Origin of the sequence: Actinokineospora sp., assembly GCF_052390155.1 — a bacterium.
Lineage (GTDB): Bacteria > Actinomycetota > Actinomycetes > Mycobacteriales > Pseudonocardiaceae > Actinokineospora.
In genome coordinates this window covers 99223-113650 of the sequence record NZ_JBQTHF010000027.1, presented here as the reverse complement: position 1 = coordinate 113650, position 14428 = coordinate 99223, and the positions used below count along the sequence as shown (strand labels likewise).

The following is a 14428-nucleotide window of genomic DNA, read 5'->3' as shown; positions in this document are numbered from 1 at the left end:
CGAACCAATTCCGGGACAGATCAGCTACGGCAGCGGGCCGCCCGCGGCCAGCGCGCAGAGCTTGGTGAACTCGTCGGCCTGCAGGCTCGCGCCGCCGACGAGGGCGCCGTCGACGTCGTCCTGCGCGACCAGCTCGCCGATGCTGCCGGACTTCACCGAACCGCCGTAGAGCACCCGGACCGTGCCCGCGACCTCGTCCCCGTACTTCTCGGCGAGGTGCGCGCGCAGCGCCCCGCACACCTGCTGGGCGTCCGCGGGAGTGGCGACCCGGCCGGTGCCGATCGCCCAGACCGGCTCGTAGGCGACGACCACCTTCGCGACCTGCTCGGCCTTGAGGCCCTTGAGCCCGGCGGCGAGCTGCGCGGTGCAGTGCTCGACGTGCGTACCCGCCTCGCGGACCTCGATCCGCTCGCCGAGGCACAGGATCGGCGTGATGCCGTGCTTGAGCGCGGCCTTGCCCTTGGCGTTGACCAGCTCGTCGGTCTCCGCGTGGTACTCGCGGCGCTCGGAGTGGCCGACGGTGACATAGCTGCAGCCGAGCTTGGCGAGCATCAGACCGGACACCTCGCCGGTGTAGGCGCCCGAGTCGTACCGGGACACGTCCTGCGCGCCGTAGCGGAGCAGGAGTCTGTCGCCGTCGACCATGGTCTGGATCGACCGGATGTCGGTGAACGGCGGCAGCACGGCCACCTCCACCTTCGCGTAGTACTTCTCCGGCAGCGCGAAGGCGATCTTCTGCACCAGGGCGATGGCCTCCAGGTGGTTGAGGTTCATCTTCCAGTTGCCCGCGATGAGAACTTTGCGCGCCATCAGTGGTCCAACACCGCGATGCCGGGGAGGTCCTTGCCCTCCAGGTATTCCAGCGACGCGCCGCCGCCGGTGGAGATGTGCGAGAACCCATCCTCGGGCAGCCCGAGCAGCCGCACGGCCGCCGCCGAGTCGCCGCCGCCGACCACGCTGAACGCCTCGGAATCCACAATGGACTGCGCGATACCCCTTGTCCCTTCGGCAAAGGGGGCCAGCTCGAACACGCCCATCGGGCCGTTCCAGAAGACCGTGCCCGCCCCGCGCAGCACGTCGCTGTAGCGCTCGACGGTGATCGGGCCGATGTCCAGGCCCTTCCAGTGTTCGCGGATCTGCGCCACCAGCACCGTGTGGGTGTTGGCGTCGGCGGAGAACTCGTCGGCGATGACCACGTCGGCCGGGAGCATGATCTTGTCCGCGTGCTCGGCCAGCAGCCGCTTGCACGTGTCGATCATGTCGGCCTCCAGCAGCGAGTCGCCGATGCCGAGGCCCTCGGCGGCCAGGAAGGTGAAGCACATCGCGCCGCCGACCAGGATCGCGTCGACCTTGGGCAGCAGGGACTCGATCACCGCGAGCTTGTCGGAGACCTTCGAGCCGCCCAGTGCCACCACGTAGGGCCGCGGGGGTTCGCCCGTGAGCCGCCGCAGCACCGCGAGCTCGGCGAGCACCAGGTCGCCCGCGTACGCCGGGAGTTCCTTCGCGATCTCGACCACCGACGCCTGCTTCCGGTGCACCACACCGAAACCGTCGGAGACGAACGCACCCTCCGGCCCCATGAACTGGGCGATCTCCAGCGCCATCATGCCCCGCGCGGCGGTGACCTTGTGCGTCTCGCGCTCGTCGAAGCGCACGTTCTCCAGCATCGCGACGGCGCCGTCGACCAGTCCGTCCACAGTGGACTTGGCGGACGGGCCGACCACGTCGGCCGCGAGCGCGACCTCGGCGCCGAGCAGCTCGCCGAGCCGCGCGGCCACCGGGGCCAGGGACAGCGACGGGTCCGGCACGCCTTTGGGCCTGCCCAGGTGGGCCGCGACCACGACTTGCGCGCCCGCCGCGGCGAGCCTGGCGATGGTCGGCAAGGACGCGCGGATGCGGCCGTCGTCGGTGATGGTGTCGCCGTCGAGCGGGACGTTGAGGTCGGCGCGCACGAGGACGGGCCGACCGGCGACCCCTTCGGCGAACAGGTCGTCCAGGGTGTTCACAGGAGTCCTCAGAGCTTGGCGGCGACGAGCGCGGTCAGGTCGGCGAGGCGGTTGGAGTAGCCCCATTCGTTGTCGTACCAGCCGACAACCTTGACCTGGTTGCCGTTGACCTTGGTCAGCGGCGCGTCGTAGACGCAGGACGCCGGGTCGGTGACGATGTCGCTGGACACGATCGGCGCGTCGCTGTAGCGCAGGATGCCCGCGAGCGGGCCATCGGCGGCCGCGCGGTAGGCGGCGTTGACCTCGTCGAGGGACGCCTCGCGGCCCAGGGTGACGGTGAGGTCGGTGGCCGAGCCGGTCGGCACCGGCACGCGCAGCGCGTAACCGTCGAGCTTGCCGTTCAGTTCGGGCAGCACGAGGCCGATGGCCTTCGCGGCGCCGGTCGAGGTGGGCACGATGTTGATCGCGGCGGCGCGGGCGCGGCGCAGGTCGCTGTGCGGGGCGTCCTGCAGGTTCTGGTCCTGGGTGTAGGCGTGGATCGTGGTCATCAGCCCGCGCTCGATGGTGAACGCGTCGTGCAGCACCTTCGCCAGCGGCGCCAGGCAGTTGGTGGTGCAGGAGGCGTTGGAGATCACGGTCTGCGAGCCGTCGTAGCGGTCCTCGTTCGCGCCCAGCACGATGGTCAGGTCCTCGCCCTTGGCGGGCGCGGAGATGATGACCTTCTTGGCGCCGCCCTCGTCGACGTGCCTGCGGGCGTCCTCGGCGTTGGTGAAGAACCCGGTGGACTCGATCACCACGTCGACGCCGAGGTCCTTCCAGGGCAGCTTGCCCGGGTCGCGCTCGGCGAGCGCCTTGATGGTCTGGTCGCCGACCTGGATGCCCTCGGCGGTCGCGGTCACCTCCTGCGGGAGGCGGCCCAGCACGCTGTCGTACTTGAGCAGGTGGGCCATCGTGGCCACGTCGCCGAGGTCGTTGAAGGCCACGATCTCGATGTCGTGGTCGCCGGCCTGCACGGCCCGCCAGAAGTTGCGACCGATGCGACCGAAACCGTTGACACCTACGCGAACCGTCACCGTACGTCTCCTTGTGTGTGCGCCTGCCGCGGGATGGGGAGTCACCGCGTCACCCCGGACCCTAGCGTCAGCGAAACCAGCCGCAGGTCACGAGGTCAGCGGTCGCACTGTATCGAATCAGGTCATGGGAGTGATCGCCAGAGCGGCGTGCCAGAGTGTGGACAGGTGCGCCTGACAGCGCAAAACAGCGCAGTGGAGTCCGCCTGCCCCCACGCCGGGCGGACTCCACCGCGCTTCCCCCCGCGGATGCTCCTCCCCCAAGCAGCACCCGCGCTCCCGAGGGAGAAGAGCGCGCGGCCGCGGCCCCGATACATGATGCGACGCAGGTCACATCCGCGAGTCCGAATTCGGTGGTGCGGCCGCCGGTGTGGTCAGGCGGTGTGGGTCAGGCGTCGGCTTCCAGCATGTCCGCGGTGACCGCGGACTCCGTGTCGGGCAGGCCGAGTTCCTTGGCGCGCTTGTCGGCCATGGCGAGCAGCCTGCGGATGCGGCCCGCGACGGCGTCCTTGGTCATCGGCGGCTCGGAGAGTTGGCCGAGTTCCTCCAGCGACGCCTGCTTGTTCTTGAGCCGCAACTCCCCGGCCGCCGTGAGGTGGTCGGGGGCCTGCGGGCCGAGGATCTCCATCGCCCGCTGCACGCGCGCGGCGGCGGCCACGGCGGCGCGGGCCGAGCGGCGCAGGTTGGCGTCGTCGAAGTTGGCCAGGCGGTTGGCGGTGGCCCGGACCTCGCGCCGCATCCGGCGCTCCTCCCAGGCCAGCACGCTGGAGTGGGCGCCGAGCCGGGTGAGCAGGGCGCCGATGGCGTCGCCGTCGCGGACCACGACCCGGTCGGCGCCGCGGACCTCGCGGGACTTGGCCTGGATACCCATCCGGCGGGCCGCGCCGACGATCGCCAGGGCGGCCTCGGGGCCGGGACAGGTGATCTCCAGGGCCGAGGACCGGCCCGGTTCGGTGAGCGAGCCGTGGGCCAGGAAAGCGCCCCGCCACGCGGCTTCCGCGTCGCAGACGCCGCCGGAGACCACGGGGGCGGGCAGGCCGCGCACCGGCCTGCCGCGCAGGTCGAGCAGGCCGGTCTGTCTGGCCAGGCCGTCGCCGTCCTTGACCACGCGGACCACGTAGCGGGTGCCCTTGCGCAGGCCGCCGGAGGTCATCACGAGCACTTCGGCGTGGTGGCCGTAGAGGTCGTGGATGTCCTTGCGCAGCCTGCGCGCGGCCGACCCGGTGTCCAGCTCGGCCTCGACCACGACCCGACCCGCCACGATGTGCAGCCCGCCTGCGAACCGCAGCAGCGAGGACACTTCGGCGCGCCGACAACAGGTCTTGGTCACGGCCAGCCTGCTCAGCTCGTCCTTGACGGCGGCGGTCATCGCCACGGGTCCTCCTCTCCCGGCCCGGCAGCGGGCCCCCCGACGTACGATCCCACCTCGACCGCGTCGGGCGCTCAACGGCCCCTAACTGAACCGATCGCCCGGCGCAGGCTCTCCGCGAGGGCCGCCGGGTCGTGCCGGTCGCGCGGGCCGCCCGCGGTGATGTCGTCGAGCCGCAGGTCGGCGCCGAGTACCCGGGCCGCCTGGCGGAGCCGGTCGGGCGTGGGCACCGAATCGGCGTCGGCGATCACGGCGTCGACCCGCAGCCGCGGCGCGTGTTCGCACAGGACGTCGAGGTGGCGTTCCGGCGAGAACCCGGCGGTTTCACCCGGTTGGGGGACAAGGTTGAGCACCACGACCCGGGTGGCCGCCGACTGCACCAGCGCGTCGTGCAGCTCGGGCACCAGCAGGTGGGGCAGCACGCTGGTGAACCAGGACCCCGGGCCGAGCAGCACCACGTCGGCCCCGCGCACCGCGGCGACGGCCTCCGGGCACGCGACCAGCGGGCCATCGCGGCGCACCGCGCTGTGCAGCCGGATGCGCCGCACCCGGCCCGGCGTGGTGGCCACCGCGACCTGCCCGCGGATGCGGCGGACCGTGGTCGGGTCCTCCTCCAGGCCGGTCACGTCGGCCTCGATGTCGAGCGGTTCGGTGGACATCGGCAGCACCCGGCCGGTGACCCCGAGCAGCCGCGCGGCCTCGGCGAGCGCGGCCACCGGGTTGCCCAGCACCTCGATGAGCCCGGCGAGCACCAGGTTGCCCACGGCGTGGCCCGCGAGCGCGCCCGTGCCGCCGAAGCGGTGCTCGAACACCGTCGGCCACTCGTCCGACCCGGCGAGCGCGGTGAGCGCCTTGCGCAGGTCGCCGGGCGGGAGCAGGCCGAGTTCGCGGCGCAACCTGCCCGACGAGCCGCCGTCGTCGGCGACGGTGACCACGGCTGTCACGTCGGCGGTGAGCCGCCGCAGCGCGCTGAGCGTGGCGTGCAGGCCGCGGCCGCCGCCGAGGGCCACGGCCCGCAGCGGTCGGTCGGCGTCCGCAGCCGTCACTCGCGCCCCAGGTCGCGGTGCACGACCTTGACCGCCATGCCGTCCTCGTCGGACAGCCTGCGGGACAGTTCCTCGGAGATCGCGACGCTGCGGTGCTTGCCGCCCGTGCAGCCGATCGCCAGGGTCAGGTAGCGCTTGCCCTCGCGGCGGTATCCGGCGCCGATGAGGCGCAGCAGCTCGTGGTAGCGGTCGAGGAACTCGTCCGCGCCCTCCTGGCTGAGCACGTAGTTGCGCACGTCGACGTCGCGGCCGGTCTGGTCTTTGAGCTCGGGGATCCAGAACGGGTTGGGCAGGAAGCGCACGTCCATCACCAGGTCGGCGTCCATCGGCAGGCCGTACTTGTAGCCGAAGGACAGCACGGTGACCCGGGTGGCGGTGGCCGCCTCGGTGCCGAACGCGTCCTCGATCTTCGCGCGGAGCTGGTGCACCGACAGCGTCGAGGTGTCCAGGACGAGGTCGGCCTCCTCGCGCAGCGGCATGAGCAGCGCGCGTTCGTCGCCGATGCCCTCGGTGAGCCTGCCCCCGCCCTGCAGCGGGTGGCCGCGGCGGACCGCCTCGAACCGGCGGACCAGCACGTCGTCGGTGGCCTCCAGGAACAGCACCCGGGGCTTGTACCCGCGCGCGTCGAGATCCTTGATGATCGCCGACAGGTCCTCGGTGAACGCCCGGCTGCGCACGTCCATCACGACCGCGACCTTGGTGATCGCGCCGCGCGCCTGCGAGCCGAGCTCGACCATGGTGGAGATCAGCTCCGGCGGCAGGTTGTCCACCACGAACCAGCCGAGGTCCTCCAGGCATTTGGCGGCCGTACTGCGCCCGGCGCCGGAGAGTCCGGTCACCACCGCGACCTCGATACCCGGGCCGCCCTGTTCGCTGCTCACTGGTTCCCTTTGCCCTTCTCCGCGCCCGCGGTGTCGCCCGCCAGCGCCGTGTGCACTACCTGCGCGGTGCCGCGGCCGATGCCGGGCACTTCGCCGATCTCCTCGATGCTCGCCGCCCGCAGTCGCTTGAGCGAGCCGAAATGCTTGATCAGCACGGCTTTCCGGTGCTGGCCGAGGCCAGGGATGTCGTCAAGGACAGACGCGGTCAGCCGCTTGGAGCGCTTCTGCCGGTGGTAGGCGATGGCGAAGCGGTGGGCCTCGTCGCGCACCCGCTGCAGCAGGTAGAGCGCCTCGCTGGTGCGCGGCAGGATCGACGGCTCCGGCTCGGCGGGCAACCAGACCTCCTCCAGCCGCTTGGCCAGGCCGACCACCGCGACGTCGGTGACGCCGAGATCGGCGAGCACGTCGGCGGCGGCGTCGGCCTGCGGGCCCGCGCCGTCGACCACCAGCAGGTTCGGCGGGTAGGCGAAGCGGCGCGGCTTGCCGGTGTCCGGGTCGATGCCCGGGGTGGACTCCTGCCCGCCGGACTCCCCCGCGTACTTGGCGAACCGGCGGCGCACCACCTCGGCGATGGCCGCCACGTCGCCCTCGGTGGCCGCCTCCCGGATGGCGAAGCGCCGGTACTCCGACTTGCGCGCCAGGCCGTCCTCGAACACCACCAGCGAGGCCACCACGTCGCTGCCCTGGATGTGGCTGATGTCGACACACTCGATCCGCAGCGGCGCGGTGTCGAGACCGAGCGCGTCCTGCAACTCCTGCAACGCCGCCGACCGGGCCGTCAGGTCGCCCGCGCGGCGCAGCTTGTGCTGCGTGAACGCCTCCTTGGCATTGCGCTCGACCGTCTCCATGAGCGCGCGCTTGTCGCCGCGCTGCGGGATGCGCAACTGCACCCGGGAGCCGCGCAACTCGGTGAGCCAGTCGGCGATCGCGGGGGCGTCCTCGGGCAGTTCGGGCACCAGCACCTCGCGCGGCACCGCGCTGCCCGCGGTGTCCTCGAACTCGACCTGGTCGCCGTAGAACTGGCTGAGGAACCGGTCGACCAGCCCGGACACCGGGGTCTGCTCGTCGGCGTCCTCCAGCCGGTCGATCACCCAGCCGCGCTGCCCACGCACCCGGCCGCCGCGCACGTGGAAGACCTGCACGGCCGCTTCCAGTTCGTCGTAGGCGAAGGCCACCACATCGGCGTCGGTGCCATCACCGAGGACGACGGCCTGCTTCTCCATCGCCCGCCGCAGCGCGCCGACGTCGTCGCGCAGCCGGGCGGCCCGCTCGAACTCCAACTCGGCCGAGGCCGCGGCCATCTCCTTCTCCAGCCTGCGCACCATCGCGTCGGTCTTGCCGGAGAGGAAGTCGCAGAAGTCCAACACGATCGCGCGGTGCTCATCGGCGCTCACCTTGGCCACGCACGGCGCGGAGCACTTGTCGATGTAGCCGAGCAGGCACGGGCGCCCGATCTGGCCGTGCCGCTTGAACACCCCAGCCGAGCACGTGCGCGCCGGGAACACCCGCAGCAGCAGGTCGAGCGTCTCCCGGATCGCCCACGCGTGCGCGTACGGGCCGAAGTAGCGCACACCCTTCTTGCGGGCGCCGCGGTAGATGTGCAGCCGCGGGTACTCGTCGTCGAGGGTGACGGCGAGCACCGGGTAGGACTTGTCGTCGCGGTAGCGGACGTTGAACCGCGGGTCGAACTCCTTGATCCAGTTGTATTCGAGCTGCAGCGCCTCGACCTCGGTGGACACCACGGTCCACTCGACCGAGCCCGCCGTGGTCACCATCTGGCGGGTGCGCGGGTGCAGGGAGGAGACGTCGGCGAAGTACGAGTTCAGCCTGCCGCGCAGGCTTTTCGCCTTGCCGACGTAGATGACCCGGCCACCAGGATCACGGAACTTGTACACGCCGGGCGCGTCCGGGATGGTGCCGGGAGAGGGTCGGTAGGTGGACGGGTCGGCCACATCCACCACCCTACGGCCGACCACCGACACGGGGACGGACCGGGCTCACCGGTCAATCGCGGCATGAACGGTGGCGGTACCGGCCTGGGCCGAGGTTCACCGTTCCTATGACACGTCGCACACGCGTTGGTACCGTGCGTGTGCGGAACGTCGGCGAGTGACATGGGGAGAGTCGATGACGGGCGACACCGGGGCGGTCGGATCAGGGCTGGCCGCGCAGATAAGCCAGTTCCAACAGGGCGCACAACGCTTCGTCGACTCCGCGACTGCGGGCGGCTTCGGCATCAGCGACAACGCGGGCAAAGCCATGCTTGCCGCCGTCCACTCCGTCCTCGACGGCCTCGACGCCGCCCGCGAAAGTTTTGAGCGAATCAAACAGGACACCATGCTCGGCACCAGCCCGGACGCACAGGTGATCATCGCGTTCAACAGGGAGGTCGCCGCGGGCGACAACTCGGCCAGGAGCAGCCTGCTGGCACTGCGCGACTCCCTCACCCAGATCGAAGCAGGCATCACCGAAGCCATGCGCCAGTACCGCAACACCGACGACGACAACGCCGCGGGCATAACCCGAGCAGACCAGTGAGGACGAGGACACCGTGACCGTCAAGCAGACGATTCGCCGGACTCTGCTGCCGTCCACCACGATGTTGCTCATCGGGTTGATTTCGTCGTGTTCGGAGACACCAGGCCAGGCCGTGCCAATGGACAACAGAACATCCCCGACCGTCTCGGCGCCGGTCCGCACCAGCACGAAACCCCCCGACGGGAACGCGCTCAAGAATCTCGACCCCTGCACGCTTCTGACCGAGGCCGAGGTGAGTCTGTTCGGCGCGCAGACCGGAGTCCGCGACGACACCGCGGCACCTGCCTGCCAGTGGACCGTCCGCGGCCAGGGAGTGTTCAGCGTCGCGATCCGCGCCGAGCAGGGACTCCAGGACATCGTGATCGACAAGGGAACACTCGTTGACCACCCGCTCGCCAGCCACCAGGGCCGCAGGCTGGAGGAAAACAGCGGGGCAGGTGGCTGCATGGTCTCGATCAGGATAAGCGAATCCTCGCGCGTGGACGCGAACAGTGTTGCGCGGTCGGATACGGCGAAGGCGTGTGAGTTTGCGGGGAAGGTCGCGGAGTTGATCGAGCCGAGGCTCCCGAAGGGGGAATGACTATGCCACCGCGTGACGCGTCGGGACAGACTCCGGGCACCAGGACATATGAGGGCACCGTCGACGCCGAACTCCGGGAACAGGCACTCGAACGGGCCCGGCAGGGCCAAGGCGGCACCGTCTTCCACACCGCGCGCGAACTGGGCCAGGCCGACAAGGCCGCCGACCAGTACAGCAACCAACAGCAGCAACCCTGCGCGTGAGCCCCGACAATCAGCCAGGTCAGATCGGTGCCGGTGTGCGCGTGGACCTCATAACGGCATCGGCGGGAACCAACCCGGCCAGGGCGAATCTCACCATTCCTATGACACTCCCGCACGCCGTTCGGTACGGTGTGTACCGGCGGGCCGCCAGCGAGTGACACAGGGGGAGAGTCGATGACGGGCGACACCCGGGCCATCGGATCAGGGCTGGCCGCGCAGACAAGCCAGTTCCAACAAGGCGCACAACGCTTCGTCGACACCGCCAAAGCGGGCGGCTTCGGCATCAGCGACAACGCCGGCAAAGCCATGCTCACCGCCCTCCACTCCGTCCTCGACGGCCTCGACGCCGCCCGAGAAACGCAAAGGCTTATCCAGCAGGACACAAAGCTCGGAACCAGCCCGGACGCACAGGTGATCATCGCGTTCAACAAAGATGTTGTCGTGGGCGACAACTCCGCCGCGACCAGCTTACAGGGACTCCGCGACGCCCTGACCCAAATCGAGGCCGGGATCAACGAAGCTATGCGCCACTACCGCAACACCGACGACGACAACGCAAGTGGCGTCACCAAAGCCAGCCGCTGAGGAAGGACGCGACTGCACCGTGGCCACGGTACCGAATGCCCATCCAACAGCATGGCTAGTCACCGCGACAATTCTCACCCTCGGGCTGACCTCGTGTGCGGAAACCGCAGGTCAGGCCACACCACAACCTGGATCAACGACGGCAACAACCACGCGATCGAGCGATCCAACGCCACCAAGCACAAAGCCCGCCAGCTCCAACGAGCTGGACAAGCTCGACCCTTGCATCCTGTTGTCCGAGTCTGACGTCGCGCAATTCGGCGCAGGAATTGGAGTCCCCAAGAACACCACTCGTTCGCGGGCATGTCAATGGACAGTATCCGGGCAAGGTGTCTTCACCGTCGCGCTCCGCGCGGAACAAGGGCTGGATGACATTGTGGTCTCCCGAGGAACGGTTGCAGACCATCCTGTCGGCGATCATGACGGCCGTAAACTTGAAGCGGACGACGGTCCCGGCGGGTGCATGATCTCAATCGGTATCAGCGAATCTGCGCGGGTGGACACAAGCAGCAGCACACGGTCGGATACCGCGAAGGCGTGTGAGTTCGCGGGCAGGGTCGCGGAATTGATCGAGCCGAAGTTGCCCAAGGGGGAATGACTATGCCACCGCGTGACGCGTCGGGACAGACGCCGGGCACCAGGACATATGAGGGCACGGTCGACGCCGAACTCCGGGAGCAGGCACTCGAACGGGCCCGGCAGGGCCGAGGCGGCACCGTCTTCCACACCGCGCGCGAACTAGGCCAGGCTGACAGGGCCGCCGACCAGTACAGCACCCAGCAGCAGCAAACCCTGCAGGACGCGGGCGTCGAGACGCGGGACGCACCAGCCATGCCTGGCACCTACTACCAGGGATTCGACCATCCGTCGTTGAAAGGGATGGTCAACGACGACATGGACCCCGCCCAGGTCGACGAGACGGGCGCGGCGTGGAATGACCTGGGCAACAGGTTCGTCGAGTTCCGCGAGGCGATGAAGTCAGCCGTCAGCCAGAGCACCGAGGACTGGTCGGGCGAGTCCGGTGACGCCGCCCGTACCTACCTCACCGGTGTCGGCGAATGGATGGGCAGCACCGGTAACGGATTCCAGTTGGCCGCCAACCGCATGCACGCGCAGTCCGAAGCGGCAGGCTCGGCTCGAAATGCGATGCCGGAGCCGGTCGACTTCAGTATGGACGATGCCTTCGCCATGCTCGAACGCGAGCGGAACCCGTTCAACCTGAGCGACGTGGTGGGTCAGATCAATCAGAAGTTCGCCGAGAAGCAGCAGGCGCATGAGCGGGCCGCCGAGGTGATGACCGTGTTCTCGGGTTCGCTGACCGAATCCGGTGCCGGAATGCCCTCATTCGCGCCCGTGCCGACCATGGCCGCCGCAGGCGGTGGGGAGACCGGAGGCACCGAGGACGGTTCCGACGGCCCGCGAGGGTTCGGCGAGCGCGGTGGGTTCGGCCCGTTGGAGCCGACTTCGATGCCACCGACCGCGGTGCCGCCAGGCTGGACGACGCCGGGCGCGGCACCGGATGGCGGCTGGACCGCCGGCCAGGGTTTCCAACCAGGGCCGGGCGGACCGCAGCCGGGCGGGGCGGGTGGTCCTGGCGGGGCAGGTGGCGGGCCGGGTTCGGGTGGACTCGTGGGCGGTGGTCTCCCGGGCGGCTTCGGACCTGGCGGACTCCCGGCCGGGAGCGAGCGTGGCGGTGTGCGAGCGGGCGGACCGGGTTCCGGCCGGGCGGGTTTCGGGCCGGGCGGCGGCGGTCCTGGTGCGGGGCGAGCGGGTTTCGGGCCGGGCGGGGGGAATCCCGGGACGGGCGGACCCGCGACGGGTGCCCGTCCGCCGGGGGCGATGGCGGCCGAGCACGCTGCCGGGCGGGCCGGAGCGGGCGCGGGCAAGGGCGCGGGCGGCGCTCCGATGGGCGGTATGGGCGGCGGCAGGGGCCAGGGCGGCGAGGATTCCGAGCACCAGCGGCCGAGCTACCTTGTCGAGGCGGACCCGGACGACCTGTTCGGCACCGACGAGATCACCGCGCCGCCAGTGATCGGCCAATGACGGTCCGTTCGTTCACCCTGTCCTTCGCGGCGCTGGACATCCTGTCCGAGCGGCTGCGGCTCGGCCGCTCGCCGTTCCCGTTCGAAATCCCCGGCCACGGGCACACCCACGATGAACGGGCAGGCATCCGCCGCGCCGTGTTCGACGACCTGGAACGGCGGGGCCTGGCCAGTCGCGGCCATCCTGAACCGGTGGTGGCGGAAGCGCTCGCCATGCTCGCGCGCCCACAGGTCGCGATCACGGCGTTCGCCTCGCTGGAGGGCGGTCGCAGACTGTTCGCTCGACTCGGCGCGATCGGTGGTCGGGGCATCCTCGCCGTACAACAGCGGCAGGCGCTCTGTTTCGACCACGTCCGGCCCACCGCGCTCATCGACACCGCGGCCGGCCTGCTTCCCGAGCACCGGCCGGGAGTCGGCCAGTCGGTGACCGTCGAGCTCGACACGCCGGCCGGGTCGTCCACCGAGTCCCGGGTCGCCACCGTCGTCCGTCCACCCCGGACAGGGCGCTCTGGCCAGTTGCGGGCGGTGGAAACGATGTTGGCGCCGCCCAGGCTCCGGTTCGGGCAGTTCCGGGTGCTCGCCCGCGACCGGCACGGGACCGAGCGGAACGCGCCTGACCTGTTCTGGTTCGACACCGCGATGGGCCGGTACCTCTCGGTCGGCAGCACGCGCGCGGACGGCACCCGGTGGACCACCTACTCCCCCGCCGACACCCGGCGGATCGGACAGCATCTCGACGGTCAACTGACCGCGTTGGGCGGCTGAGTCTCAGAACGCGTCCGGGTCGCCGGTGTCGAAGAAGTCCTCCACCGACACGAAGTGCTCGGCGAGCAGGCCGACCTGCTTCGGGTCGATGACCGTCTCCGGGCCGTCGCCGCAGCGGATGGTCACCGCGGGCCGGTAGACGGACAGGGTGATCGGCACCTCGCCCTCGACCGTCCAGGTTCGCAGGGGCTCCATCACAGCCGACTTCTCAGTGGTTGTCATGGCGATAATTATGGCATGCCACAATCCGCCACCGCATCGCCCGATCTGGTGAATACGCTGGACAAGCTTGGTGCCAGCAGGTATGACAGTCTGAACCGACGAGACCGAGGTGACCACTCGCATGCGCCCAGGTAGACCCACGATCAAGTCCCGCCAGGTGGCGACCGAGCTACGCCGGTACCGCATAGACGCCGGGCTTTCCACCACCAAGGCGGGCGAACTGCTCGGTATCTCGCAGAGCCAGGTGAGCCGCGTCGAGACCGGCTCGCGCGGTCTCAAGCCGGACGAGATCGCCGCGATGCTCGGCCTCTACCAGGTTCCCGCCGCCCGCCGCGAGGAGATCATGGAGCTTGTCCGGCAGTCCGCCGAGCCGGGCTGGTGGGTGTCGCGGTTCGGCACCCAGCTTCCGCAGCAGTGGCAGGCACTGATCGACTACGAGAAGCGAGCCACCACCATCTCCGACTACGAGATGAGCGGGGTGCCGGGGCTGCTCCAGACCACGGACTACGCCCGCGCCATCATCGAGGGCACCGCCGAGAGACCGCTACCCAGCGCCGAACTGGACGCGAAGGTCTCGGCACGGCTGGGGCGGCAAAGCATCCTGAGTAGATCTACCCCGCCAACGCTTTCCGTGCTGATCCATGAGTCCGCGCTGCGACTTCCGGTGGGTGGGCCGGGAGTGATGCGCCGCCAACTGCTACACCTTTGCGACATGTCAGACCGGCCTGCGGTCTCGATCCAAGTGGTACTGCTGGCGGCAGGCCCACACGCCGGTCTCGACGGCTCGTTTCGGCTGATGGACATCCCCGACGAACCGTCGGTGGTCTATCAGGAAAGCAAGACCCGCAACGCCTTCCTCGAACAGGAAGACGTCGATATCTATAGGCTTGCATGGCAACAGATCGGCTCGGTCGCGCTCCTGCCTGGTCAGTCCAGGGAGATGCTCGCCACGATGGCCGAGGACTATGCCTAGACGTCATGGAGCGATCATGAATCCCCCCGGTCCCACCGCACCCCGCTGGCGCAAGAGCAGCAGGAGCGGAAACACGACCAACTGTGTCGAGGTCGCGCCGCTCGACCGCACCATCGGCGTGCGCGACTCCAAGAACCCCGGCCCCGCGCTCTCCTTCACCCGCGCGTCCTTCGCCACCTTCCTGGCTGCTCGCTGAGGCTGGCACCGC

17 protein-coding genes are annotated in these 14428 nt (G+C 70.0%); 9 read left to right on the top strand and 8 right to left on the bottom strand.

Annotated elements, in window-relative coordinates:
* Positions 1–24 precede the first annotated feature (24 nt).
* The 7 genes from tpiA to uvrC form a co-directional block, all read right to left on the bottom strand.
* Positions 25–810, bottom strand: a complete 786-nt coding sequence (gene tpiA / locus ACT4N7_RS10265; RefSeq protein WP_444828403.1) for a triose-phosphate isomerase — start codon at positions 808–810, stop codon at positions 25–27.
* On the bottom strand, positions 810–2006 hold the full coding sequence (locus ACT4N7_RS10260) for a phosphoglycerate kinase (protein WP_444828402.1): 1197 nt from the start codon (positions 2004–2006) through the stop codon (positions 810–812). The genes tpiA and ACT4N7_RS10260 overlap by 1 nt, the downstream gene beginning before the upstream one ends.
* Before the next feature lie 8 nt (positions 2007–2014).
* A complete protein-coding gene (gene gap / locus ACT4N7_RS10255; RefSeq protein WP_444828401.1) occupies positions 2015–3019 on the bottom strand; it encodes a type I glyceraldehyde-3-phosphate dehydrogenase in 1005 nt (334 codons plus the stop codon).
* A 385-nt stretch (positions 3020–3404) separates the two neighbouring features.
* A complete protein-coding gene (whiA, locus tag ACT4N7_RS10250; RefSeq protein WP_444828400.1) occupies positions 3405–4391 on the bottom strand; it encodes a DNA-binding protein WhiA in 987 nt (328 codons plus the stop codon).
* A gap of 68 nt (positions 4392–4459) precedes the next feature.
* Positions 4460–5404, bottom strand: a complete 945-nt coding sequence (locus ACT4N7_RS10245; RefSeq protein WP_444828432.1) for a gluconeogenesis factor YvcK family protein — start codon at positions 5402–5404, stop codon at positions 4460–4462.
* 23 nt (positions 5405–5427) lie between these two features.
* Positions 5428–6312, bottom strand: a complete 885-nt coding sequence (rapZ, locus tag ACT4N7_RS10240) for an RNase adapter RapZ (RefSeq protein ID WP_444828399.1) — start codon at positions 6310–6312, stop codon at positions 5428–5430.
* Positions 6309–8264 (bottom strand): excinuclease ABC subunit UvrC, encoded by a 1956-nt coding sequence (gene uvrC, locus ACT4N7_RS10235; protein ID WP_444828398.1) that lies wholly within the window; start codon positions 8262–8264, stop codon positions 6309–6311. The genes rapZ and uvrC overlap by 4 nt, the downstream gene beginning before the upstream one ends.
* 175 nt (positions 8265–8439) lie before the next feature.
* Between uvrC and ACT4N7_RS10230 the strand changes: the two genes are divergently transcribed.
* The 7 genes from ACT4N7_RS10230 (at position 8440) to ACT4N7_RS10200 (ending at position 13025) form a co-directional block, all read left to right on the top strand.
* Positions 8440–8850, top strand: coding sequence for a hypothetical protein (locus ACT4N7_RS10230; RefSeq protein WP_444828397.1), 411 nt, complete (start codon positions 8440–8442; stop codon positions 8848–8850).
* 13 nt (positions 8851–8863) lie between these two features.
* Positions 8864–9430, top strand: coding sequence for a DUF3558 family protein (locus tag ACT4N7_RS10225; RefSeq protein ID WP_444828396.1), 567 nt, complete (start codon positions 8864–8866; stop codon positions 9428–9430).
* Positions 9431–9432: 2 nt separating this feature from the next.
* A complete protein-coding gene (locus tag ACT4N7_RS10220; protein WP_444828395.1) occupies positions 9433–9633 on the top strand; it encodes a hypothetical protein in 201 nt (66 codons plus the stop codon).
* A 174-nt stretch (positions 9634–9807) separates the two neighbouring features.
* On the top strand, positions 9808–10218 hold the full coding sequence (locus tag ACT4N7_RS10215; RefSeq protein WP_444828394.1) for a hypothetical protein: 411 nt from the start codon (positions 9808–9810) through the stop codon (positions 10216–10218).
* 19 nt (positions 10219–10237) lie between these two features.
* Positions 10238–10816, top strand: a complete 579-nt coding sequence (locus ACT4N7_RS10210; RefSeq protein WP_444828393.1) for a DUF3558 family protein — start codon at positions 10238–10240, stop codon at positions 10814–10816.
* 2 nt (positions 10817–10818) lie between these two features.
* Complete coding sequence (locus tag ACT4N7_RS10205) at positions 10819–12261, top strand: PPE domain-containing protein (RefSeq protein ID WP_444828392.1); 1443 nt, start codon at positions 10819–10821, stop codon at positions 12259–12261.
* Positions 12258–13025 carry an ESX secretion-associated protein EspG gene (locus tag ACT4N7_RS10200; protein WP_444828391.1) on the top strand — a complete coding sequence of 256 codons (768 nt, stop codon included), beginning with the start codon at positions 12258–12260 and terminating at the stop codon, positions 13023–13025. The genes ACT4N7_RS10205 and ACT4N7_RS10200 overlap by 4 nt, the downstream gene beginning before the upstream one ends.
* 3 nt (positions 13026–13028) lie before the next feature.
* Here the strand turns inward: ACT4N7_RS10200 and ACT4N7_RS10195 are convergent, their stop codons facing one another.
* Positions 13029–13247, bottom strand: a complete 219-nt coding sequence (locus tag ACT4N7_RS10195) for a hypothetical protein (RefSeq protein WP_444828390.1) — start codon at positions 13245–13247, stop codon at positions 13029–13031.
* 157 nt (positions 13248–13404) lie between these two features.
* Between ACT4N7_RS10195 and ACT4N7_RS10190 the strand changes: the two genes are divergently transcribed.
* Both ACT4N7_RS10190 and ACT4N7_RS10185 read left to right on the top strand, forming a co-directional pair.
* Positions 13405–14220: a helix-turn-helix domain-containing protein gene (locus tag ACT4N7_RS10190; RefSeq protein ID WP_444828389.1), complete on the top strand. Its 816-nt coding sequence runs from the start codon at positions 13405–13407 to the stop codon at positions 14218–14220.
* Positions 14221–14236: 16 nt separating this feature from the next.
* The gene (locus ACT4N7_RS10185; RefSeq protein ID WP_444828388.1) at positions 14237–14416 is read left to right on the top strand and encodes a DUF397 domain-containing protein; all 180 of its coding nucleotides are present in this window, start codon (positions 14237–14239) and stop codon (positions 14414–14416) included.
* Positions 14417–14428 lie beyond the last annotated feature (12 nt).